Raw genomic sequence first — 22,465 nt, forward strand, 5'->3', positions numbered from 1 at the left:
ACTATGGCAGTGCCGTAAGGAAGGTGATGTATACCACCAATGCGATAGAGAGCGTGAATTCCAGCTTCCGAAAAGTCACCAAGAAGGGCTCGTTCTCCAGCGAGGAATCTGTCTTCAAGGTTCTCTATCTCAGGGTAAAGGAACTCTATGCCAAGTGGGAAGGGCATCATATCCAGAACTGGGCGATGGTCAGAAACCAGTTGGCTATGGATGATAAGCTGCAAGCTCGTATCCTGAAATACGAGAAATTTTAAAGCCAGCAATCACTGGTAACGCATCTTCTTTTATGATACCTAAAAAAACTTACACACTTAACTTGACAAACCCTATAAAAACCCGATATTATTGTTTTTCAGATAACGGCTCTGTACGACCGGCGATTTTATAATAATTATCGATTTTCCAATTTAAACGTGCTAACGTATCTTCCATGGTTGACATGCGATTTATGAGTTTTTGCCGTTCTTCCAAAAGGATTTCTTTGCGGGCTTCCCGGGTGCAGTCGCCTTCTTGGGATAATTTTACATATTCGATAAGACTTTCTACGGATAAACCGGCACTTCGCATGCATTTAACAAATTGGACCCAGCCGCAGTCTGCTTCGGAATAATCGCGGATACCACTTTTATTGCGGGAAACGAAAGGGAGTAAGCCAATTCGTTCGTAGTAACGAAGTGTATCGGCTGTTATATTATATTTTTCACTTACTTCATGGATTTTCATAAAGGGCAGCTCCTTTTGCATACAATAAATAGAATCTTTTAACAGTGCATAAAAATTTCATATTTTCATATATAGTATTGTAATACCTGGAGTGGGCTGCATGTCAAATTTTTTTTGATAGGCAGCTTTAAATGTTTTTGAAATATCTATAAAACAGGGTATAGATCAATCATCTAAGAAGCATAGCGGCGCTATCGTTAGAATTAATTCATAATTATAAGAGGAAAACATAAAACCTTTGTTGAATAATACAAATAAATGATTGTGACAATAATGGGATTGTGTTATATTTTTATTCGGAGAAACGCAGAGGGGATGATAGGGTGAAGCAGTGGAATATAGTATTTGTATGTATCTTGGCAGTTGTTTTTTTTATGACAGGCTGTACAAATATTTTAGAACATACAGAGACGCATAAAAACAGCAGTGTTATTCGGCATGAAGAAAAGGCAGACCGGGATTTTATCGATAAAACGAAAGTCACATTTGATGGCGGGGAAGCTGTTATTGGGCTGTATGATGATACGGCAACAAGAGAGTTTATGGAATGGCAGCCCATTGTTTTTACGATGGAACATACAGATGGTATGATTCAAATGACTGGATTTCCCGAAGCGACATTTCAGAGAGACAAAGAAAAAGGATTAACTCCGCGAACCGGGGATATTGCATTGAACTTGGAAAAGAAATCGGTCATTATTTATTTGCAGGATAAAGAACATTCGGATGATTTGATACCGATTGGCCGTGTTGTTTCCGGGATAGAAGACTTATCGGCAACGAAAGGCGTTTTTCAAGCATATTTGATGCCGACGAAAAAACAAGGTAAAGCTAAATTATAAAAAGAACTGTGTGGTCATATAGATCACACAGTTCTTTTTATTGTTTATTATTCTTGTTGTTCAACGCAGGCTGCTGTGCTTTTTGAGCATCATTTTTTGCTTTTTGCTTATCTGCATCAGCGGCTTTTTTTATTCCATCTGTTTTCTTTTCTGGTTTTTCTTCTTTGGAATCTTCTTGAGGCTGAATCTTACTCATGCCGGTGGGGACATCAAAGTCTCTTGTCTTTTCATCCTCTGTAGCAACAGCCATATAATCATGCCATATTTGAGCAGGAATAGTACCGCCGTACACATCTCCCAATGTATGATTTCCCGTATCGTCGCCAATCCATACCGCAGTTACGATGTCCGGTGTATATCCGATAAACCAAGCATCCTTGTTATCATCCGTTGTCCCCGTCTTGCCGGCTGCCGGGCGCCCGATTGCCGCTGCGGTACCTGTACCATGGTCGATAACTCCTTCCAGCATGGCGGTAATTTCATAGGCTACTTTTTCGGAAATGGCTTGTGTTTTATTTTCTTTCTTATTGGTACTGTCATCTTCCAGCACATTCCCATTACGGTCTAATATTTTAATGATAGCCGTTGGTTTTACATGAACGCCTTTATTGGCAAAAGTACCGTAGGCACTGGCCATTTCCAGCGGAGTAACACCTTTGGTTAAACCACCTAATGCCATTGCATAATTGACATCATTGGTGCTGCCTTTTGTGACTAAGGTGGTAATGCCCATTTTTTCAGCATTTTCTATAATTCTTTCGGGTCCCACTTTTTCTGCGAGCTGTACGGCAATCGTATTAACGGATAATGCCAAGGCATGACTTAAGGTCATGCTGCCGCTGAATGTTTTTTCAGAGTTTTGCGGACTCCAGTTGCCATATGTAACTTTCTTATCGACCATAATTGTATCAGGCGTCATATCTCGTTGCAAGGCCGTTACATAAACAAATGGTTTAAAGGAAGATCCCGGCTGGCGTTCAGCCATACTGGCGCGATTAAAGCTGTCTTGCCCGCGGCCTCCGACCATGGCTAAAATATATCCTGTATGGGGATCGATGGAAACAATAGCACATTGCGGCTGTGTTAATCCATTGGCATCTTTGTAGTTGTCAGGAAGGGCAGTCAATGCCTTTACGGCAGCATGCTGCTTTTCCGAATCCATGGTGGTATAGATTTTCAGACCTTCTTTATATAACGCATCATCCCCGTATTTTTCAGCAACCTTTTGGGACACATAATCGATGAAATAGGATGTTTCCGGATTAAGAACAGATTGTTTTTTCTTTGCTAATTCAAGATCCGCTTTTTTTGCTTTTTCCCCATCGGCTTGACTGATGTAGCCGTATTTTACCATTTGGTCAATTACTACGCTTTGACGTTCTTTCGCGATTTCCAATTTGTTAAAAGGTGAATAATAATTAGGGCTGTTTGGTAATCCAGCCAGCATAGCGCATTGAGCTAAGGATAATTCGTTGACATCTTTCCCGAAATACGTTTTCGCTGCTGTTTGAATTCCGTAAGCTCCCTGACCAAAATAAATCTGGTTCATATACATTTCGAGAATTTCTTTTTTACTATATTTTCGTTCTATCTCCAATGCCAGCATAGCTTCTTGAATTTTACGCTTTAATGTCTGCTCCTGAGATAAAAATGCATTTTTTGCTAACTGCTGTGTTATCGTACTGCCGCCTTGGGCAATTCCATGATGTGTGACATTAGCCCATATAGCACGGAAAATACCGCGCGGGTCGATACCGATGTGATCGTAAAAACGATTATCTTCCGCGGCAATAAAAGCATTCTGCAGATTTTGTGGGACTTTGTTGATATCAATGGGAATACGGTTTTGGTCGGAATGCAGCGTCGTAATTAGACGTCCGTGGATATCAAACACCTGAGAGGAAGCAGCCGGCCTCATATTATTACTGACAGGCGGCAGACTTTGGTAGGCAGCAAAAATATACCCAAATCCCAGCCCTGCGGAGACGACAACCAATAAAATTATTATAATTCGAAAAAATTTGAAAGGACCTTGCTTTTTTACATGCTTAGCCCTGCGTCTGGGTGTATACATAAATCCTCCTAAAAATTTCAATGCTGGGGGCACTGAAGTTTAGCAACTCATCATAAATCAGGTTTTACTAATTCCTTATTATAACACAATTAAGCCTATCCTCATATGAGTAAAAAGTAAGAATTCCGAAAAATAAAATACCTAAGTACAAAGAATATAAAGTATAATTTACAACTAAAAATCATAGCAATAGAATATACTATATTGAAAAGTAATACAACAAATATATTGACATACTGCAACTAATAGTGTACGATAATTACGAAAAATAGTTAATTAGCATACACAAAATTAACCGGGAGGTATGGATATGGACAGAGAAAAAGCATTTGTATTATGGTTTGACGAACTTCGCCGCAAAGACGTTGATCTTGTAGGTGGTAAATCTTCTTCTTTAGGAGAATTGACTTCCAGCACCGATGTTCCAGTTCCTTATGGTTTTGCTACGACAGCTGCAGGGTATAGATATTTTATGAAGGAAACCGGTCTTGATCATACGATCAAGGAACTTTTGACTGGCCTGACCGATGTAGAAGATCCGGTACAGCTCCGCAATGTTACAGCGGCTGTGCGTAAAGCCATATGTGATGTTGAAATGCCGGTTTCTTTGGCAGAAGATATTCGCCGCGGGTATATTGAATTAGGTGAAAAAGTCGGAGAATCAGATCCATTTGTTGCTGTTCGTTCCAGCGCTACAGCCGAAGATTTACCGGATGCCAGTTTTGCCGGGCAGCAGGATACCTATCTGAATGTTAAGGGAGCAGATATGGTTATTCAAAAGGTTAAAGAATGTTATGCGTCTACTTTTACGGACCGGGCGACTTATTATCGTACCAAAAAAGGATTTGATCATCTTCAAGTTGCGCTGAGTGCAGCTGTTCAAATGATGGTATTTTCCAAAGCTGCCGGGGTTATGTTTACCGTCGATTTAGTGACAGGGGATGATTCCAGTATTACTATTGAAGGAGCCTGGGGCTTGGGGGAATATGTAGTGCAGGGAACGGTTACGCCGGATAATTTCAAAATCCGCAAATCCGACTTGAATATTCTTTCTAAAATGATTAATACAAAACCGGTCATGCTCGTACGTAAACCGGATGGAGATTGCGAAGAACAAAAAGTTCCGGAAAATAAGATGAAGGCACAGGTTATTTCCGATGAACAAGTAAAAGAATTAGCAAAATATGCAATAGCTATTGAAAAGCACTATGGCTGTTATATGGATATGGAATGGGGAATTGATGAACGGACTGATAAAATTTGGCTGCTTCAGGCTCGGCCGGAAACAGTCTGGTCAAAGCGGAATAAGGAAAAAAAGGTACAGACAGAAAGCGAGGCATCTACACCTATGACCACCGATCGCGTAGTAGTAGTAAAAGGGCTGCCGGCCAGCCCGGGACGTATTGCCGGCAAAGCGCATGTTATTCTGGATCCGGCTCAGATCGAGGAATTTAAGGATGGAGAAATTTTAGTTACGACTATGACGGCTCCGGACTGGGTTCCGGCTATGAAAAAGGCGAAAGCGATTGTAACCGATGCAGGTGGCATGACCTGCCATGCTTCGATTGTCAGTCGTGAATTGGGGATTCCTTGCATTGTAGGCACGAAGAGCCGCAGCCAGGAAGCTACGACGACGATTACAAACGGTATGGAAATCACAGTGGATGCGACGAACGGCATTGTCTATGAAGGGCTTGTAGCAGATATTGTAAAACCAGCAGAAGCGCCGCAGGCGGCAGGAAGTGCTGCAGTTGCAGTAGAAAGCGCCCCGATAACGGGGACGAAGATTTACATGAATCTGGGGAATCCGGATCTGGCCGAAAAATACGGCGTGCTTCCCTGTGATGGGATTGGATTGATGCGGGAAGAATTTATCTGGACAACGTTTATCCATGAACATCCGTTATATTTGATTGAAATAGGTCATCCCGAACGGGTAGTAGATCAATTGGCCGATGGCATACGGAAAGTATGCCAAGCCTTGTCACCGCGGCCGGTAACATTGCGTTTCAGCGATTTCAAATCGAGCGAATACCGCAATCTGAAAGGCGGCGATAAATATGAACCGGAAGAAAGCAGTGCACTGCTGGGCTGGCGGGGTGCATCGCGGTATTACGATCCTAAATACATAGAAGCTTTTAAATTGGAAATAAAAGCGGTGCAGAAAGTACGGGAAGAATATGGGTATAAGAACCTGCATGTCATGATTCCCTTCTGCCGAAGAGTAGATGAAATGGCGCAGATCGTTGCCTTGATGGCTCAGGAAGGACTGCGGCGGGGACCGGACTTTAAAGTATGGCTTATGGCAGAAATTCCATCGAATATTATTTTAGCAGATCAGTTTAATGAATTTGTCGATGGGTATTCGATCGGATCCAATGATTTGACGATGTTGATCATGGGTTGTGACCGTGATAATGATACGGTAGCACCGTTATTTGATGAACGGAATCTGGCAGTGAAGAGAGCGATACGTCATCTTATTGCCGTTGCGCATAAAGATGGCCGGACCGTATCGATCTGCGGGCAGGCACCGAGCGTATATCCGGATTTCACCGAATTTTTGGTGAAGAGCGGGATAGATTCTATTTCGGTAAATCCGGATGCCGTAGCAGCAACGAAAAAACTAGTTGCTCATGTAGAACAACGCATTATGATGGATGCGCTGACAGGAAAAGGACGTGCTGATACAGAAGATTATACTTGGTAAGATATATATGGCAGGGATCACACCAAAAGTACAGGTATGTCTTTTGGTGTGACCTTTTTCTATGTGTACCCAGTTTATTTGAATTAGAAACTTTATCAGACAAATGGAGGTGAATGGTGACATGTTATCGGAACGTCAGGAAACTATTCTGAATATTGTTAAACAGCATAGTCCGATTACGGGTGAACACATTGCCGGTCATTTGCATGTAACACGAGCTGCACTTAGATCTGATCTGGCAATTTTAACAATGTTGGGATTGATCGATGCGCGGCCTAAATTAGGATATTTTTTTACGGGCAATAAAGAAAAAGACTTGTTGTCTAGACTTATCGCCAATATTCTTGTGGATACTTCTTTATCGCAGCCGGTTGTGGTTGGGGAGCATACTAGTGCGTATGATGCGGTTATTGCTATGTTTACGGAAGATGTAGGCACTGTTTTTGTTGGGACGGATAGTATTTTAGCAGGAGTTGTATCACGGAAAGATTTGCTGAAGGCAGCTATGGGAAATAATGATTTGCGTTCACTGCCTGTTCGTATGGTCATGACACCTGTTAGTAAGTTGATTTATGTGGAATCGGGGGAAACTGCCTTGGTGGCGGCACAGCGTATGATTGAATATGAGATTGATTGTCTTCCCGTTGTTTCAGTTAAAACAACAGGAGAGGGAGTCGATAAAAAAGAATTGCAAATTATAGGAAGAATTTCTAAAACGAACATCACGCATTTATTTGTAGAATGCGGCATGGGAAGGAGATCTTAATGGAAACGCCAATTATTTATGCCTTGTCCGATTCATTAGGAGAAACGGCAGAACGGGTTGCGAGAGCAGCAGCCAGTCAATATGATCAAGAAGAATTTCAAATTATTCGTGTACCCTATATTCGTTCAGAACAGCAAATTGAAGATATTGTACAAGAAGCAGAGAAAAACCATGCGATGCTTTGTTATACGATTATTTCTCCTGTTCTGAGACACAAGCTAAAGGAATTAACAAAGCTGGCGAATGTTACGGTAGTCGATATTATCGGGCCTATGCTGCAGGGAGTCAGTGAAATTACGAAAACGGAACCAACCATGAAACCGGGGATGATTCATCGGTTGGATGAGGAATATTTCAAACGAGTCGAAGCAATCGAATTTGCTGTAAAATATGATGATGGTAAAAACCCGCTGGGCTTTCTTAAAGCAGATATCGTTATTGTAGGTGTTTCACGTACATCGAAAACACCGCTTTCTATGTATTTAGCACATAAGCGGATTAAAGCTGCAAATCTTCCGCTGGTGCCGGAGGTAAATTTGCCATCTGAATTATTTGAAATTCCCCCATATAAAATCGTAGGATTGATTATTGATCCGTTTAAACTGAATTTTATCCGTTCGGAGCGATTGCGGGCGATGGGGTTGGATGCCAATGCCAATTATGCGAATATTGAACGTATCAATGAAGAATTAGAATATGCCCGCGGGGTTATGCGGCGTATTCATTGTCCGATTATTGATGTATCTTCTAAAGCAATTGAAGAAACGGCAAATCTTATTCTTGATATTGTGAAGCGCAATGCGGAAATATATCCGGAAGATTAATTAAAAAAGGGTATAAAAAAAGATGATTCGTGAGAATCATCTTTTTTTATAATGGATTAAATGTCACGCTGAACGTTACCGGAACGCAGGCAACGGGTGCAAACGTTGACACGTTTTACTTCACCGTTTACGATAGCGCGTACTCTCTGGATATTCGGCTTCCAAGTTCTCTTAGTTTTCAAGTGGGAGTGGCTGACATTCATGCCGCTGACGATACCTTTTCCGCAAATTTCACAATAATTTGCCATTCGTTACACCTCCTTGCACTTACGCAGTACAACATAAGAATTCTATCATAAAATACAGGTAAAATCAAGATAAAATTACTAAATAGTCTACAAAATATGATACAATAAATATAAATAAATTTCAAGGAGAATCTAATGGATTTTTCAATTCGTGAAATCAAAGGAATAGGACTGCGTAAAGAAAAACTTTTTGCTCGTCTTGGAATAATGACAATTGCTGATTTATTGCAATATTTTCCGCGTGAATATGAAGATAGAAATCATGTACTGCCTATCGGGCAAGTTGAAATTCCATCGGACACCCCCGTACTTATTTGCGGGAAAGTAGGGACGATCCAGGAGGTCCGGCCGCGAAGATCGATGACGATACTTAAAGTAGTTATATCCGATAACAGTGGATCGGCGGAATTGATTTGGTTTAACCAGCCATATAGAAAACGTTTTTTTTCAAAGGGCCAGATCCTATCTGCTTTCGGAAAAATGGAATGGGCGTATGGCCATCGGCAGATGAATGCGCCGGAAGTGGAGAATGGTCTTGTGCAGCCGGGGGGATTCGTTCCGGTGTATGGCTTGACAGAGGGTTTATATCAAGCAGATGTGCGGAATGCAATGCGGGAAGCATTACATTTTGCCGCAGAACATGGAGACGTTTTACCTGACAGCATACCGACAGATGAATACGCGCAATATAGGTATATGCCGAATTTAGCGGCTTATGAAAATATGCACTTTCCCCAGCATATGAAGCAGCAGGAACAGGCACGGAAGCAATTGGCCTTTGCCGAATTATTTGATATGCAATTAGGACTTTTACTGCGCCGGCAGCATGCCCGTATGGCTGCGGGAATCAAATGCGGACCTAATGGCAGCTTGCTGAGACAGCTTGTTCATCAGCTGCCGTTTACCTTGACGAAAGGACAAATAAAAGCATTCCTTGATATACAAAATGACATGGAAGGAGAGGTTCCCATGCAGCGTCTTATTCAGGGCGATGTAGGTTCGGGAAAAACAGTGGTAGCAGCGATGGCTTTGGCAAAAATTGTAGAAAACGGGTATCAAGGAGCTCTTATGGCACCGACAGAAATTCTTGCGGTGCAGCATTATGAAGAATTCTGCAGACTGTTCAAAGGATGTCCCCTGCGAGTGGCGCTTCTGACAGGACGGACAACGGGGAAAGAACGGGCCGTTATTCTGCAGGAGTTAAAAGAGGGAACCGTGCAGATCCTCATTGGAACACATGCGTTGATCCAAGAAGATGTAGATTTTTTTGATTTAGGACTGGTTGTAACGGATGAACAGCATCGCTTTGGTGTCAAGCAGCGAGCAGCACTGCAGAACAAAGGCCGTTCGCCGCATACGTTGTATATGACCGCTACGCCGATTCCCCGTACCCTGACATTATCTATATATGGTGATTTAGATGTTTCTTCTATTCATGAGATGCCGCCGGGACGGAAAATTGTTAAGACCTATGCTGTAGGGGAGGCCATGCGTAAGCGGATATATCGGTTTTTGGAAAAGAATATGGCACAAGGACGACAATGTTATATCGTTTGTCCGCTGGTAGAAGAATCAGAAACGGTTGATCTGCAGGCGGCAACTGCATTATATGAACAGCTTCGCACTACCGTATTTTCTAACCGCAGCTGCGGTCTTGTTCATGGACGCATGAGTGGAAAAGATAAGGAAGCGGTTATGGAAGCATTTCAAAAAGGAGATATACAATTACTGGTAGCGACAAGCGTTATTGAAGTAGGTGTTAATGTACCCAATGCCGCTGTTATTTTAGTTGATGGAGCGGAACGCTTTGGCTTGGCACAGCTGCATCAGCTGCGGGGACGTGTCGGCAGAAGCAATATTCAATCATATTGTATTCTTTTATCGGCAAAGGGCAGCGAAGAAACAAAACAGAGACTGCATTGGATGGAAACCATCCATGATGGATTTATTCTTGCTGAAAAAGATTTGCTTTTACGCGGGTCAGGTCATTTATTTGGCTATGTACAGCATGGTCTGCCGGATTTAAAGGCCGCGGATATTATACGTGATGTATCTATTCTGATGAACGCCAGAGAGAGTGCAGCGGCTTTTTTACAAAGCCCCGTAGATGAAGAATATGTCTTGCGTATCCTGAAGCGGCGCTTTGGACGGCATTTCGACGGGCTGTTAAATAATTAGATTTAAATATGTACAGAATGCGAGTTATCAGTTATAATAAGGGATAAAGCTTTTGGCTTAAAGGTTTTATTGTATTTTTTAACAGGTGGTGCAAACATGAGATCTGATAAATTTGGTATGAAGGGTTTAACGTTTGATGATGTGTTGTTGGTGCCGGCAAAATCCGATGTTTTGCCGAAGAAAGTAGATGTATCGACAAATCTGACACGGGATATAAAGCTGAATATCCCAATCATGAGTTCTGGCATGGATACAGTTACGGAGGCGCCCATGGCGATTGCTGTTGCTCGCGAAGGCGGTATTGGCGTTATTCATAAAAATATGCCGATTGCTGTTCAAGCCAGAGAAGTAGATAAGGTTAAGAGGTCAGAACACGGCATCATTATCGATCCGATTTTCCTTCACCCGGATAATTTATTAGCAGACGCGAATGAATTGATGGGTAAATACCGTATTTCCGGTGTTCCTATTACGGTGGATGGAAAGCTCGTCGGTATCATTACCAATAGAGATATGCGTTTTGAAGAAGATATGAGTCTGCGTATCGGTGATATTATGACCAGAGAAAATCTGGTTACAGCTCCCGTTGGAACATCACTGGAAGAAGCAAAGGCAATTTTGCGCAGTCATCGTATAGAAAAATTACCGCTTGTAGATCAAGAAGGTAATCTGCAAGGGCTTATTACTATTAAAGATATTGAAAAAGCACACAAATATCCTAATTCTGCTAAAGATTCCAATGGGCGGCTTCTGGTTGCGGCAGCCGTTGGTGTAACCCATGATATGACAGACCGTATTGATGCACTTGTAGCGGCGAAAGTGGATGTCGTTGTCATTGATACCGCACATGGACACTCTGAAGGGGTACTGAATACGGTAAAGGAAATTAAAAAAATGTATCCGCATCTGCCGATTATCGCGGGGAATGTGGCTACTGGGGAAGGTGCGGAAGCACTGATTCAATGTGGTGTTGATGCGGTTAAAGTTGGTATTGGGCCGGGATCTATTTGTACGACACGGATTATTGCCGGCATTGGGGTACCGCAGATTACGGCAGTCTATGAATGTGCTAAGGTTGCCCGCCGCTATAACATTCCTATTATTGCTGATGGTGGTATAAAATATTCCGGTGACATGGCAAAAGCTCTTGCAGCCGGTGGTAATGTCGTTATGCTGGGCAATCTTTTGGCGGGAACGGAAGAAAGTCCGGGAGAAACCGTTATTTATCAAGGACGCAGCTATAAAGTCTATCGCGGCATGGGTTCGTTGGGTGCGATGGAACATGGCAGTAAAGATCGGTATTTTCAGGAAGATGCTAAAAAGCTTGTTCCTGAAGGAATTGAAGGCCGAGTTCCTTATAAAGGCTCTGCAGCAGATACGATATTCCAGATGGTTGGCGGCTTGAAAGCCAGCATGGGGTATTGCGGCTGTCATAATATTGCGGAAATGATCGAAAATACTCGTTTTATCCAAATTACCAGTGCAGGCTTGAAGGAAAGTCATCCGCATGATATCAGCATTACTAAAGAAGCACCAAACTATAGCGTGAATTAATAAAGGTAAGGCGGAGGGTCGATTTGGCTAGTAAAATTGAGATTTTATCCATTCCTATTTGGAACGTGACGATGGATGAGACAAAGAATTTTGTCTTTCAATGCATACAGGAGAATCGCGCGGCGATTATTGCTACAGCTAACGCTGAAATGGTTATGAAAGCGCAGACCGATAATGAGCTGGCGCATGTATTGCAGAATGCAGATATGGTTATTCCTGATGGTGCTGGCGTGCTTTGGGCGGCAGAACAACAGGGTGATAAATTCAAGGAGCGTGTTGCCGGGTTTGATTTGGCCTGCCGGCTGCTGCAGGAAGCGGCTGTCAGACAGACAGCCGTCTATCTTTTTGGCGGAGCGGAAGGGGTTGCGTATGCGGCTGTTGAAAAATGCAGTGAAACTTTCGGCAAAATAAATGTTGTTGGTATACGATCCGGTTTTTTTACAGAGGAAGAAGAAAAACAAATTATACAGGATATACGGGAAAGCGGTACAAAAATTTTATTTGTTGCGCTGGGTGTTCCTAAACAGGAAAAGTGGATTTATCAACATCTTTCTGAATTGGGAAATTGTGTTTGTGTAGGCGTAGGCGGGACCTTTGATGTGCTGGCTGGAAACTCTTGCCGGGCACCGCAGTGGATGCAGCGGAACCGTTTAGAATGGCTATATAGGCTATGTAAAGAACCGACCCGTTTTAAGCGGATGTTGGCCTTGCCGAAATTTGTGGCAGCTGTCCGATTTAACAAAAATACACATAAGAACTAGGGGTGATTTTTTGAATAAACCGCTCGTTGTACAAGATGGTTATGTGTTTATATTAGGGGCAGTGATACTGGCGGTACTTGCCGAGTTATTTTTAAACGTGTATATTGCTGTGATACCAGCTCTTTTTGCCCTGTACTTCGTTTATTTTTTTCGTAACCCACACCGGACGATTCCAAAGGATGAATCAGTATTAGTGGCACCGGCGGATGGAAAGGTCATGGGCATAGAAACGGTATATGAAGACACATATTTGAACCAAGAGTGCAAAAAAATAATTATTTTTTTATCTATTTTTGATGCGCATGTTAATCGGGCTCCTTTAGCAGGAACCATTAAATTCCAACAATATACGTGCGGACGATTTAGACCGGCTTATAAAGACGGAGTCGGTTTTGAAAATGAACGCTATTCTATTGGCATTGATAACGGAAATACACACATTCTGGTTACTACCATTGCCGGCGTTTTGGCGCGCCGTATCGTATCATGGGTTACGTTAGGCGACGAGTTGCTTCACGGACAATTGTATGGCATGGTGAAATTTGGATCCTGTGCAGAAGTGTATGTTCAAGATAATGTGGAAATAACCGTACAAAAAGGTGATCGCGTCCGCGGTGGCGAGACCATTATAGGGAGGATTAAGAAATGAAATCTTTAATACCGAATGCTTTTACGTCTGGTAATTTGGGATTTGGTGTGTTAAGTATAATTTTAACTGCACAAGGTGACTTAAAACTGGCGGCTTTTTGTATACTGGGATCCCTGTTTTGCGATGCGATGGATGGTCGTTCTGCTCGAGCGTTGGGAGTCAGTGGTGAATTTGGTAAGGAATTGGATTCTTTGGCGGATGTGGTTTCTTTCGGCACGGCATCAGCTTTTTTGATTTACACGGCTGCTTTGCATGAATTAGGCTGGATCGGTGTCATTCCGGCGATCTTTTATGCTGTATGCGGCGGTCTGCGTTTAGCACGCTTTAATCTTAATACGACTGTAGTACATGGCTATTTTATGGGGATGCCTATACCCAATGGCGGCTGCCTGATTGCAACCTATGTTATTTCTGGCGTGCATCTTCCGGCAGCTTTAATAGCCGTACTTGTATTCCTTGTAGGGTACGATCTTGTCAGTAAAGTACATCATCCTGATTTTAAGGGGAAAAGTGCCGATGTACTGCATAAGTCCGCGCTGGTGATCGCTGTGGTATTGGGTATGGCAGCGATGTATACAGCTGGCTGGCAGCTTGTTTTTTGTATGCCTTTTGCTTTATACATCGTGTTTGGACTTATTAATACATCAATGAATGGATTTGCCAAATAAACTGATGGTGGAGATATTATAGTATGGAACATCTTTTGGATATCATCATGATACCCATCCAAGTAGTCATTGTGTTTTTTTCATTGTACTACTTTGTTCTGGCCATATTCGGCCTCATGAAAAAAAAAGAAAAGATTACCGTACCGCCGAAAAATTCCTTTGCGGCTGTTATATGTGCTCACAATGAAGCGTGTGTCATAGGTCCTCTTATCGACAATCTAAAGGAACTCCGGTATCCGAAAGACTTATTGGATATTTATGTGGTAGCCGATAATTGCAGTGATAATACAGCTGCTATCTGCCGCGAACGGGGCGCGATTGTGTACACGCGGGTTAATAAGGAACAGGTGGGTAAAGGATATGCGATGGACTGGATGTTTGATCAGCTGTTAAAGCAGGAAAAGCAGTATGATGCGTTTGTTGTTTTTGATGCAGATAATCTAGTTCATCCAGATTTTTTGCGGGAAATGAATAACCATTTATGTAAGGGTGAAAAGGTTATCCAAGGGTATATGGATGCTAAAAACCCAACAGATACATGGATTTCAGGAACTTTTTCCATTGCATTCTGGCTCATTAATCATATGTGGCATTTAGCAAAATATAATATTGGATTATCTACGGCTTTGGGCGGTACAGGCATGTGTATTGCAACGGAAATTGTGCGCAAGTATGGCTGGGGCTGTGACTGCTTGACCGAAGATATGGAATTTTCTATGAAGGTACTGTTGGAGGGCGTACGTACGACTTGGGCTCATGATGCGATTATCTATGATGAAAAAGCACTAGGCTTTATGCAGTCCTGCAAACAGCGTAAAAGATGGGCTCAGGGGCAGTTTGACTGCGGAGAACGATTTATTCCCAAACTGTTTGCCCGCGGCATAAAAACGGGGAATATCCGTATGCTTGACGGCATTATTACGTTATCGCAGCCATTTTTTATGCTCTTGTCTACATTTTATGTTTTCATGACGTATATTAATGCATATATTCCATGTTACACGAATATACTATATCAGATTGTGCCTATCCAGATATGGACGATTATAGGTGTGGGACAATATTTGATTCCGATTATTGTGCTGCTGCAGATAAAAGTTCCTAAGAAGGCTTGGCTTTATCTGATTGTTTATCCGCTTTTTATGTACAGTTGGATTCCAGTGACATTTCTTGGCTTTAGAGACCGTCATAAAAAAGAATGGAGTCATACAAAACATATCCGGTCCATGGCATTTGAAGATGCGCAGGTAACTCGTAAAAACTTTAAAAAATAAGGAGATTAAGGTATATGCATATCCTTTTGACTAATGATGACGGTTTACGGGCCAAGGGAATCCAAATCCTGAAAACGGAGATGGCTGCCTATGCCGATCGCGTTACTGTTGTTGCGCCCAGCGGAGAACGAAGCGCAGCTTCGCATTCGTTGACGATTCATAGGGCGTTGTATTGCAGAGAACTTCCGCAAAAGGATAATGTGCGGGAAATTCTTGTTTCAGGTACACCTGTCGATTGTGTGAAGATGGCTGTTGAATACTTTTTAGCAGAACATAAACCGGATTTGATTATTTCCGGTATTAATAACGGCTATAATCTTGGCAGTGACGTGCTGTATTCAGGGACGGTTGCTGCGGCTATGGAAGGACCGTATTATCACATTCCTTCAATGGCAGTTTCTATGGCCCGCATGGATGAAGAACGAGCCGAAGAAACTGCCCGGTTAGCAAAAGATATTGTAAAGAAACTTTTTGTTGATCGGCAATATCAAGGAGTTTTAAACGTAAATATACCGCCGCAGGGGGAAATATCCTTGGAAAATGCGGAAGTCGTTCCCCAGACCGTGCAGATATATCATAATGTTATTGCTGAACGCGAAGATATTGATGGCAGTCGCTGTTATCGTATTCTGGGGGATATCGATATGGATTCGGCTCCTGATGACAGCGATGTGTCGTGCATTAAGAGAAAACATATTGCATTGACCCCTTTGCACTGGCGTCAGACCGCGTTTGATAAAATGACAGATGTTAAAAATATTTTGTAATACCTTTAAAAAATTAGGTTACAATATTTAATTATTCATATTATAATTAATAATAATCAAATATAAAGTGGATGAAACATATGGGAGAAGATATATTTCTACCGAAGGAGTTAAACTCTCAGGTGCTTCCTAGGAAGCGGAACCGTATGCGGACACGACTCTGGAGAGTCCCTTATGGGCGCCGAAGGTGCACGGAATTATTATATTCTTTATCTCTCAGGCAAAAGGACAGAGCAATCAACCTTATTTCTAATACATATAGGGATGTTTAGGCCTATCTTCAGAGTATATTTGAAGAAGAGGTCTTATTTTTTTTACCTATATTTAGAAAAGGAGAGTTACGCATGAATCTGGAAGTACTGAATATGATCGACAATTTTGTATGGGGACCGCCATTATTGGTTTTGCTGGTTGGAACAGGAATATGGTTGTCTGTTCGACTGCATTTTTTACAGGTATTTAAATTACCGAAAGCACTGCATTTGATTTTTTCTGCTAAAAACAAAGGAGAAGGCGATATTGATAGTTTCAAAGCGCTGTGTACTGCGTTGGCGGCTACTGTGGGGACTGGCAATATCGTGGGGGTAGCGACAGCGATTCATGCCGGTGGACCGGGTGCTTTATTTTGGATGTGGATGGCTGCTTTCTTCGGAATGGCTACTAAATATGCCGAAGGGTTGCTTGCCGTTAAATATCGTACATTTGATGCAAATGGAAATATCGCCGGCGGACCTATGTTTTATATAGAACGAGGTCTTGGAAAAAAATATAAACCATTAGCTATTTTTTTGCTGTTGCGGGAGTATTAGTAGCTTTTTTTGGCATTGGGACTTTTGCACAGGTAAATTCTATTGTAGAAATTACACAGCTTACGTTAGGCGTTCCCGTTATGTGGACGGCTGTTATTCTAACTGGCATTGTAGCCGCCGTTACGATCGGAGGATTGCAATCTATTGCCCGAACAGCAGAAAAAATTGTTCCGGCTATGGCAATTATCTATTGTGCCAGTACGTTAGGATTCCTTATCATCTTCTACGATAAAATCCCGGCAGCTATTATTGAAATCATGACGGATGCATTTACGCCTACTGCAGCTACCGGCGGCTTTTTGGGAGCGACAGTAATGGTAGCTATGCGAAATGGGATTGCCCGAGGAGTATTTTCCAATGAATCTGGATTAGGCAGTGCACCGATTGTTGCGGCAGCGGCTAAAACCAAGTGGCCGGCTGAACAAGGTCTTATTTCGATGACAGGGACCTTTATAGATACTATTATTATTTGTACGATGACGGGACTGGTTCTTGTGGTCAGCGGTCTCTGGAACGGAGACATGAACGGAGCAACGTTAACGCAAGGAGCGTTTCTTCAGGCTTTTCCGAATTTCGGCAGCATGATGCTGATGGTTGGGTTGGTATTGTTTGCTTTTACAACAATTCTTGGCTGGAATTATTATGGTGAACGCTGCTGCGAATATTTGGTTGGAGTTAAGGGGATTATGCCATACCGTATTATTTTTATTATGTTAGTTGCCTGCGGTGCTTTTTTGAAATTGGAAGCGATATGGGTGCTTGCCGATATAGTTAATGGTCTTATGGCGATACCTAACTTAATTGCACTTCTCGGGTTAAGTGGTGTCGTCGTAAGTGAAACAAAAGCGTATTATGCCCATTTAAAAGAAGAAAAAATGCAGACGCGCGTAACAGGTCGAATATCAGAAACCTTTAAAGAGTAACTGTATAAGGGAGTCGGTTATAAAAATCGACTCCCCTTCAAAAAAACTTGACGAATGGGATACAGTATGGTATCATATTTTTTGTACTCAGGAAAACAATATATGCCGGAGTGGCGGAATGGCAGACGCACCTGACTCAAAATCAGGCGGGTAACACCGTGTGGGTTCAAGTCCCACCCCCGGCACCAACATAAATAAAGGACATTCCAATCGGAATGTCCTTTATTTATGTAATTGTTTTATACTGTGTATAGGAACAGCTATAAAGGCGTACTTAAAACTAAGTCTGGTACATAGTAATCACCGCTGTATTTAGTATAGCGTGCGTTATACAATAGTGTTTGTTATTGCATGCTTCGATGGGAAGGATAGAAGGAAAATTTAACATTTTTTAGATGCGTATGCAGAAGTGAGTATAGTATAATATAGATAATAAATACATGGTTTCATTAAAATACGAAAAAGGACTAAAAGCATATGAACAAAATTATATTTTTTCTTCCGTATTTAGACATGGAAAAAGTTGTTATGCGTACTTTTGTGGAACAAAATCAAAGTGATACGGAATGGCAACTTGAAACTATATTAAAGCTGGGGACACAACAATTAGATAAGGTCACTATCCAGGGGGATGTAGTGATTGCCAGAGGCGGCACGTATCGAAAGTTAAAGAAGTGTCTGCATACAGCACCTGTCACCGAATTGTTGATTAGTGGATATGATATTATGCGCACCGTGTTAGCGTGTAAGAAAAAGTTTAATACGAATCGCATTGCTTTTTTAGGTACTCGGAGTATGGTGTATGGAGCCCAAAATATTTCTCAAATTATTCCTGTACAAGTTATTGCTAAAGAGGTATATGAGGAAAATGAAACGAGAAATTCCTTAATCGCATTACAAAATCAAGGGATTGATACAATGATCGGCGGGGTTACATCGACACGGATCGCAGCAGAACTTGGGATGAATGCGTTGCGTATTGATTCTGGACAGGAAGCTATTTATCAAGCAATTGCAGAAGCCAAGCAAATGTTTAAAATTTATCAGCAAGAACGAGAACGCACAGAAATATTTCGTACGATTTTGGATTATACCAGTGATGGAATCGTTGCGATTAATACAGACAACAGAATTCTGCTTATCAATCATGAAGCTTCAAATATTACCGGTATTTCCTCGCAAGTAACAGGACGGCGCATTGAGACCGTTTTACCGCAAATTAAACTGCAAAATACGTTAGGCAAGAGGCAGCCGGCATTCAATGAAATTATTCAGTTAAATGATCAGGATATTACAATGAATAGCATACCCATGCAGGTTGAAAATCAACCTATAGGAGCAATTGCTACCTTTCAGCCTATTTTAAAAGTACAAAATCTGGGGAATGAAATACGCCGTAAAAAAAGTAAACGCGGCCATGTGGCAAAATTTACTTTTGATGATATATTAGGGAATAGTGTTTCTATTAGGCAAACCATTCACCTGGCTAAACAATATAGCAAAACAGATGCTAATATTTTAATTACGGGGGAAACGGGAACGGGGAAAGAATTATTTGCACAGAGTATCCATAATGCAAGCAACCGGTTTCGAGAACCTTTTGTGGCGCTGAATTGCGCTGTCCTTTCGGAAAATTTGCTGGAAAGTGAATTATTCGGCTATGTGGAAGGAGCATTTACCGATGCTCGTAAAGGTGGGAAGAGCGGTCTGTTTGAAGCGGCGCATAATGGCACGTTATTTTTGGATGAGATTTCTGAAATTTCACCACGGATGCAGGGGATTTTATTACGTGTTTTACAAGAACATGAAATTATGCGTGTGGGCGATGACCGGATTATACCTGTAAATGTGCGGATTATCGTTGCGACAAATCGCAAATTGCTGCAAATGAGCCAAAACGGTGAATTTCGTCTCGACTTGTATTATCGCTTAGATACGCTGCATTTAATGCTGCCGCCATTGAGAGAAAGAAATCAGGATGTGCTGATTATTTTTTGCCATTTTCTTAAAGTGATTTATAACAAAAAAGGAATTATATGGAAAGGTATGACGTATGAGGCTGAAAAATGCTTACTAGCTGAAAGATGGCCGGGGAATATTCGTGAATTATATAATATAGCAGAACGTGTAGCTGTCTTTACAAAGGGAGAAAAACTGGATGTAGATGATTTAAATGTGGCGTTAAGAGGCAGAGGTGATTTTTCACCGATTCCAGCTCAAAAAATAACGGAAGGTATTGAGGAACATATATCGGATATCGATGACAGGACATTGCGGGCGGCTTTGGAACAAACACATTATCATTACGGCAAGACGGCGGTTTTACTAGGTATTAGCAGAACTACGCTATGGCGGCGCCTGCGCTGCTTGAAAAACAATACATAGGTGCTGCGGGAGATACAATATATGTAAAAGCATCTTAGCGATTGAAAATGATTCACTATATGCAAGAGGAACGTAGTATTTTCGGCTGCTGTATCTTTTCAATATATTGAAACAGTATTAATGACGAGTAGTATTAAGTAATAGTTATATATATAAATATACAAATAAATTTTTAATGTTTTTGTGTAATAAAACGATTATAACTTACAAAAAATAAAGTTATTATTCTGATTTTTTATTTATTATGATATAATGAAGTCATTCAGAAAGGAGCTGAGAGTGTGGAAGAGATTTTTAAGCGAATGAGTGTTAGATCCTATGAAGATACTCCTGTTGAAGATGAAAAAATAGAAAAATTATTACGGGCAGCGATGGCAGCACCTTCAGACGGTAATCAACAACCGTGGGAATTTTATGTTGTCAGGGACCGAAGAGTATTGGAAGGATTGGCACAGTGCAGCCCGTATGCAAATTGTGCTCGCAATGCTCCTGTGGCGATCGTAGCCTGTTATAGTGAAAAAAAACTGCGGTTTAAGTCTTTTGCTGATATTGACATGAGTGCAGCCGTCGAAAACATTTTATTGGAAGCCGTACATTTAGGATTGGGTGCTGTATGGCTGGGGGTTTCTCCTATACGGATGCGCATGCAGTTTGTTAAACGTCTGATGGGCATTCCTGAAGAATTGCAGCCATTTGCTATTATTCCTTTTGGGTATGCAAAAAATGTAAAAGATCCCCGTTTAAAGGAAGATCGCTTTGATCCGACACGAATTCACTATTTATAAGCAATGTGGAGCTCTTGTAATCAATGCAGGAGCTTTCTTACTGTAATGTAACTGGTTTTGATTTGTATTTTATTGGAAAACGAATTTCCCAGGAAGTTTTAGATAATAGGATGATTGCAGACTGCATGACTGGTATGCAGTATAAAGAATGGAGGAATTACGATGTTCAATATTGGCATGAGTGAATTGATATTAATTTTAGTCATTGCATTAATTGTATTTGGCCCGGGAAAACTGCCTGAAGTAAGTAAAGCATTGGGAAAAAGCTTGCAGGAATTTCGCAAGGCGTCCAGTGAAGTGACGGAAGATGTAAAAAAGCAAACTATTGATGTAGAAAAAGTGGTAGAACAAAAAGAAACATCATCAGAAACTATATCTAAAGATAAGCAGTGAGGTAGATAGCATGAGTCAATCCCCCGAAGAAAATCAAGAAGTTTTGCAGGATGGGGAAGAAACGATGTCTCTTGTCAGTCATTTACAGGAATTTCGCCGACGGATTATCATTTGTATTGCTGCATTGTTTATTGCTAGTTCTGTCAGCTATATATATGCGGAAGAATTGATAAAAATAATTTCCAGGCCTGTGGGAATGCTTTATTTTATGAATCCGGCGGAGGTGTTTTTTACGTATTTGAAAATTTCTGTTTTTGCCGGGTTCCTTATTTCACTTCCTGTTTTGGTATATCAGCTTTGGGAATTTGTTGTACCGGCTTTTACCCAGTCGGAACGCCGATTGGCATTGTTTTTAACACCAGCCTTTGTTTTGTTGTTTTATGCGGGAATTGTGTTTTCCTATATGTTTGTTCTTCCGGCAGGCGTGCGCTTTTTTTTGGGATTTGCTACAGATAGCTTGCAGCCTATGTTTTCTTTGGGCTCTTATTTGTCTTTCGTTATCTCCTTTGTATTTCCCTTCGGTATTGTGTTTGAAATGCCGCTATGCTTGGTTATTTTAGCTAAAATGGGATTTGTTAATTCCGCTTTTTTACGGCGCAAAAGAAAAATATGTATTCTTCTTTCTTTTGTTTTTGCCGCAATTATTTCTCCGACACCGGACGTATTTTCTCAAACAATGATTGCGGTACCTATGGTGCTTTTATATGAAATTAGTGTTATTTTGATACGGTATATTTTAAAAAAATAGAAATCATGTTTATCCAAACAGAGATTTATGGAACGAAGAATCCCTGTTTGTTTTTTTTCGCAAAAATACATGAATACAATGTATAAATAATTATGTATTTTTTTCATTATTATTTTTAACTAAAATTAACAATTTTAATATTTTACATGAAATAATTTGTAATGGAAAAAATATATAAAAATTACCAAAATAAATTAAGAAAGTATCCGTATATTTGGAAAACTATAACTAGCGACGGATTTTGCCTTTTAATGATGTATAACTATTCTTTGTGTAAATACAAATTGTATACAGTATTAATGCAACGCAAGTAATAATCTTACTTGTAAAGTTACTATATTTTGGTATAATTAATTCCATAATGAAAAAATATGACAGGAATTT

General features: G+C 41.1%; 19 protein-coding genes, 1 tRNA gene, 1 pseudogene and 1 riboswitch. Of the genes and pseudogenes, 18 read left to right on the plus strand and 3 right to left on the minus strand.

Annotation, left to right across the window (positions count from 1 at the left end; translation table 11 throughout):
- A partial coding sequence (locus BLR11_RS14760) for a transposase (RefSeq protein ID WP_143006429.1) occupies nucleotides 1-254 on the plus strand: 254 nt, incomplete at its 5' end.
- Between the two features lie 88 nt (nucleotides 255-342).
- Here the strand turns inward: BLR11_RS14760 and BLR11_RS10565 are convergent.
- Nucleotides 343-723, minus strand: coding sequence for a MerR family transcriptional regulator (locus BLR11_RS10565; protein ID WP_091651770.1), 381 nt, complete (start codon nucleotides 721-723; stop codon nucleotides 343-345).
- A gap of 323 nt (nucleotides 724-1,046) precedes the next feature.
- Here BLR11_RS10565 and BLR11_RS10570 point away from each other — a divergent pair, with 323 nt between their 5' ends.
- A complete protein-coding gene (locus BLR11_RS10570) occupies nucleotides 1,047-1,565 on the plus strand; it encodes a cyclophilin-like fold protein (protein WP_091651772.1) in 519 nt (172 codons plus the stop codon).
- Nucleotides 1,566-1,602: 37 nt separating this feature from the next.
- Here BLR11_RS10570 and BLR11_RS10575 read toward each other — a convergent pair whose 3' ends face one another.
- Nucleotides 1,603-3,639, minus strand: a complete 2,037-nt coding sequence (locus BLR11_RS10575) for a transglycosylase domain-containing protein (protein WP_091651775.1) — start codon at nucleotides 3,637-3,639, stop codon at nucleotides 1,603-1,605.
- A gap of 310 nt (nucleotides 3,640-3,949) precedes the next feature.
- Between BLR11_RS10575 and ppsA the strand changes: the two genes are divergently transcribed.
- The 3 genes from ppsA (at nucleotide 3,950) to BLR11_RS10590 (ending at nucleotide 7,939) form a co-directional block, all read left to right on the plus strand.
- Nucleotides 3,950-6,349, plus strand: coding sequence for a phosphoenolpyruvate synthase (gene ppsA, locus BLR11_RS10580; RefSeq protein ID WP_091651777.1), 2,400 nt, complete (start codon nucleotides 3,950-3,952; stop codon nucleotides 6,347-6,349).
- Between the two features lie 121 nt (nucleotides 6,350-6,470).
- A complete protein-coding gene (locus tag BLR11_RS10585) occupies nucleotides 6,471-7,115 on the plus strand; it encodes a helix-turn-helix transcriptional regulator (protein ID WP_091651780.1) in 645 nt (214 codons plus the stop codon).
- Entirely contained in the window at nucleotides 7,115-7,939 is an 825-nt protein-coding gene (locus BLR11_RS10590; RefSeq protein WP_091651784.1) for a pyruvate, water dikinase regulatory protein, read from the plus strand. The genes BLR11_RS10585 and BLR11_RS10590 overlap by 1 nt, the downstream gene beginning before the upstream one ends.
- 56 nt (nucleotides 7,940-7,995) lie before the next feature.
- Here BLR11_RS10590 and rpmB read toward each other — a convergent pair whose 3' ends face one another.
- A complete protein-coding gene (gene rpmB, locus BLR11_RS10595) occupies nucleotides 7,996-8,187 on the minus strand; it encodes a 50S ribosomal protein L28 (protein WP_091651787.1) in 192 nt (63 codons plus the stop codon).
- 135 nt (nucleotides 8,188-8,322) lie between these two features.
- On the opposite strand from rpmB, the gene recG reads away from it, so the two are divergent.
- From recG to tatC, 13 genes and pseudogenes are all read left to right on the plus strand, one after another.
- On the plus strand, nucleotides 8,323-10,365 hold the full coding sequence (recG, locus tag BLR11_RS10600) for an ATP-dependent DNA helicase RecG (protein WP_091651791.1): 2,043 nt from the start codon (nucleotides 8,323-8,325) through the stop codon (nucleotides 10,363-10,365).
- A 96-nt stretch (nucleotides 10,366-10,461) separates the two neighbouring features.
- Entirely contained in the window at nucleotides 10,462-11,919 is a 1,458-nt protein-coding gene (guaB, locus tag BLR11_RS10605) for an IMP dehydrogenase (protein WP_091651794.1), read from the plus strand.
- 23 nt (nucleotides 11,920-11,942) lie between these two features.
- Complete coding sequence (locus tag BLR11_RS10610) at nucleotides 11,943-12,680, plus strand: WecB/TagA/CpsF family glycosyltransferase (RefSeq protein WP_176762962.1); 738 nt, start codon at nucleotides 11,943-11,945, stop codon at nucleotides 12,678-12,680.
- Nucleotides 12,681-12,690: 10 nt separating this feature from the next.
- Nucleotides 12,691-13,329: a phosphatidylserine decarboxylase gene (locus BLR11_RS10615; RefSeq protein ID WP_091651798.1), complete on the plus strand. Its 639-nt coding sequence runs from the start codon at nucleotides 12,691-12,693 to the stop codon at nucleotides 13,327-13,329.
- Nucleotides 13,326-13,997 (plus strand): CDP-diacylglycerol--serine O-phosphatidyltransferase, encoded by a 672-nt coding sequence (pssA, locus tag BLR11_RS10620; protein WP_091651801.1) that lies wholly within the window; start codon nucleotides 13,326-13,328, stop codon nucleotides 13,995-13,997. Before BLR11_RS10615 ends, pssA begins: the two co-directional genes overlap by 4 nt.
- 23 nt (nucleotides 13,998-14,020) lie before the next feature.
- A complete protein-coding gene (locus tag BLR11_RS10625; RefSeq protein WP_091651803.1) occupies nucleotides 14,021-15,271 on the plus strand; it encodes a glycosyltransferase family 2 protein in 1,251 nt (416 codons plus the stop codon).
- A 14-nt stretch (nucleotides 15,272-15,285) separates the two neighbouring features.
- Nucleotides 15,286-16,038 (plus strand): 5'/3'-nucleotidase SurE, encoded by a 753-nt coding sequence (gene surE, locus BLR11_RS10630; RefSeq protein ID WP_091651806.1) that lies wholly within the window; start codon nucleotides 15,286-15,288, stop codon nucleotides 16,036-16,038.
- A gap of 150 nt (nucleotides 16,039-16,188) precedes the next feature.
- Nucleotides 16,189-16,280: riboswitch (glycine riboswitch) on the plus strand.
- Nucleotides 16,281-16,382: 102 nt separating this feature from the next.
- A pseudogene (locus BLR11_RS10635) lies at nucleotides 16,383-17,770 on the plus strand (alanine/glycine:cation symporter family protein).
- Between the two features lie 104 nt (nucleotides 17,771-17,874).
- Nucleotides 17,875-17,958: transfer RNA gene (locus tag BLR11_RS10640), tRNA-Leu, on the plus strand.
- 289 nt (nucleotides 17,959-18,247) lie between these two features.
- Entirely contained in the window at nucleotides 18,248-20,155 is a 1,908-nt protein-coding gene (locus tag BLR11_RS10645) for a sigma 54-interacting transcriptional regulator (RefSeq protein WP_091651809.1), read from the plus strand.
- Nucleotides 20,156-20,436: 281 nt separating this feature from the next.
- Nucleotides 20,437-20,940: a nitroreductase family protein gene (locus tag BLR11_RS10650; protein WP_091651813.1), complete on the plus strand. Its 504-nt coding sequence runs from the start codon at nucleotides 20,437-20,439 to the stop codon at nucleotides 20,938-20,940.
- Between the two features lie 162 nt (nucleotides 20,941-21,102).
- Nucleotides 21,103-21,333 (plus strand): twin-arginine translocase TatA/TatE family subunit, encoded by a 231-nt coding sequence (tatA, locus tag BLR11_RS10655; RefSeq protein WP_091651816.1) that lies wholly within the window; start codon nucleotides 21,103-21,105, stop codon nucleotides 21,331-21,333.
- 10 nt (nucleotides 21,334-21,343) lie between these two features.
- Complete coding sequence (gene tatC / locus BLR11_RS10660) at nucleotides 21,344-22,081, plus strand: twin-arginine translocase subunit TatC (RefSeq protein ID WP_091651819.1); 738 nt, start codon at nucleotides 21,344-21,346, stop codon at nucleotides 22,079-22,081.
- The last annotated feature ends 384 nt before the right edge of the window (nucleotides 22,082-22,465 follow it).

It is taken from the genome of Megasphaera paucivorans, from assembly GCF_900103535.1.
Taxonomy (GTDB): Bacteria; Bacillota; Negativicutes; order Veillonellales; family Megasphaeraceae; genus Megasphaera_A; species Megasphaera_A paucivorans.

Coding starts and splice junctions, on each gene's coding strand:
- BLR11_RS10565 (WP_091651770.1), bottom strand. CDS start 723: ATGAAAATCCATGAAGTAAGTGAAAAATATAATATAACAGCCGATACA.
- BLR11_RS10575 (WP_091651775.1), bottom strand. CDS start 3,639: ATGTATACACCCAGACGCAGGGCTAAGCATGTAAAAAAGCAAGGTCCT.
- ppsA (WP_091651777.1), top strand. CDS start 3,950: ATGGACAGAGAAAAAGCATTTGTATTATGGTTTGACGAACTTCGCCGC.
- BLR11_RS10585 (WP_091651780.1), top strand. CDS start 6,471: ATGTTATCGGAACGTCAGGAAACTATTCTGAATATTGTTAAACAGCAT.
- BLR11_RS10590 (WP_091651784.1), top strand. CDS start 7,115: ATGGAAACGCCAATTATTTATGCCTTGTCCGATTCATTAGGAGAAACG.
- rpmB (WP_091651787.1), bottom strand. CDS start 8,187: ATGGCAAATTATTGTGAAATTTGCGGAAAAGGTATCGTCAGCGGCATG.
- recG (WP_091651791.1), top strand. CDS start 8,323: ATGGATTTTTCAATTCGTGAAATCAAAGGAATAGGACTGCGTAAAGAA.
- guaB (WP_091651794.1), top strand. CDS start 10,462: ATGAGATCTGATAAATTTGGTATGAAGGGTTTAACGTTTGATGATGTG.
- pssA (WP_091651801.1), top strand. CDS start 13,326: ATGAAATCTTTAATACCGAATGCTTTTACGTCTGGTAATTTGGGATTT.
- BLR11_RS10625 (WP_091651803.1), top strand. CDS start 14,021: ATGGAACATCTTTTGGATATCATCATGATACCCATCCAAGTAGTCATT.
- surE (WP_091651806.1), top strand. CDS start 15,286: ATGCATATCCTTTTGACTAATGATGACGGTTTACGGGCCAAGGGAATC.
- BLR11_RS10645 (WP_091651809.1), top strand. CDS start 18,248: ATGAACAAAATTATATTTTTTCTTCCGTATTTAGACATGGAAAAAGTT.
- tatA (WP_091651816.1), top strand. CDS start 21,103: ATGTTCAATATTGGCATGAGTGAATTGATATTAATTTTAGTCATTGCA.
- tatC (WP_091651819.1), top strand. CDS start 21,344: ATGAGTCAATCCCCCGAAGAAAATCAAGAAGTTTTGCAGGATGGGGAA.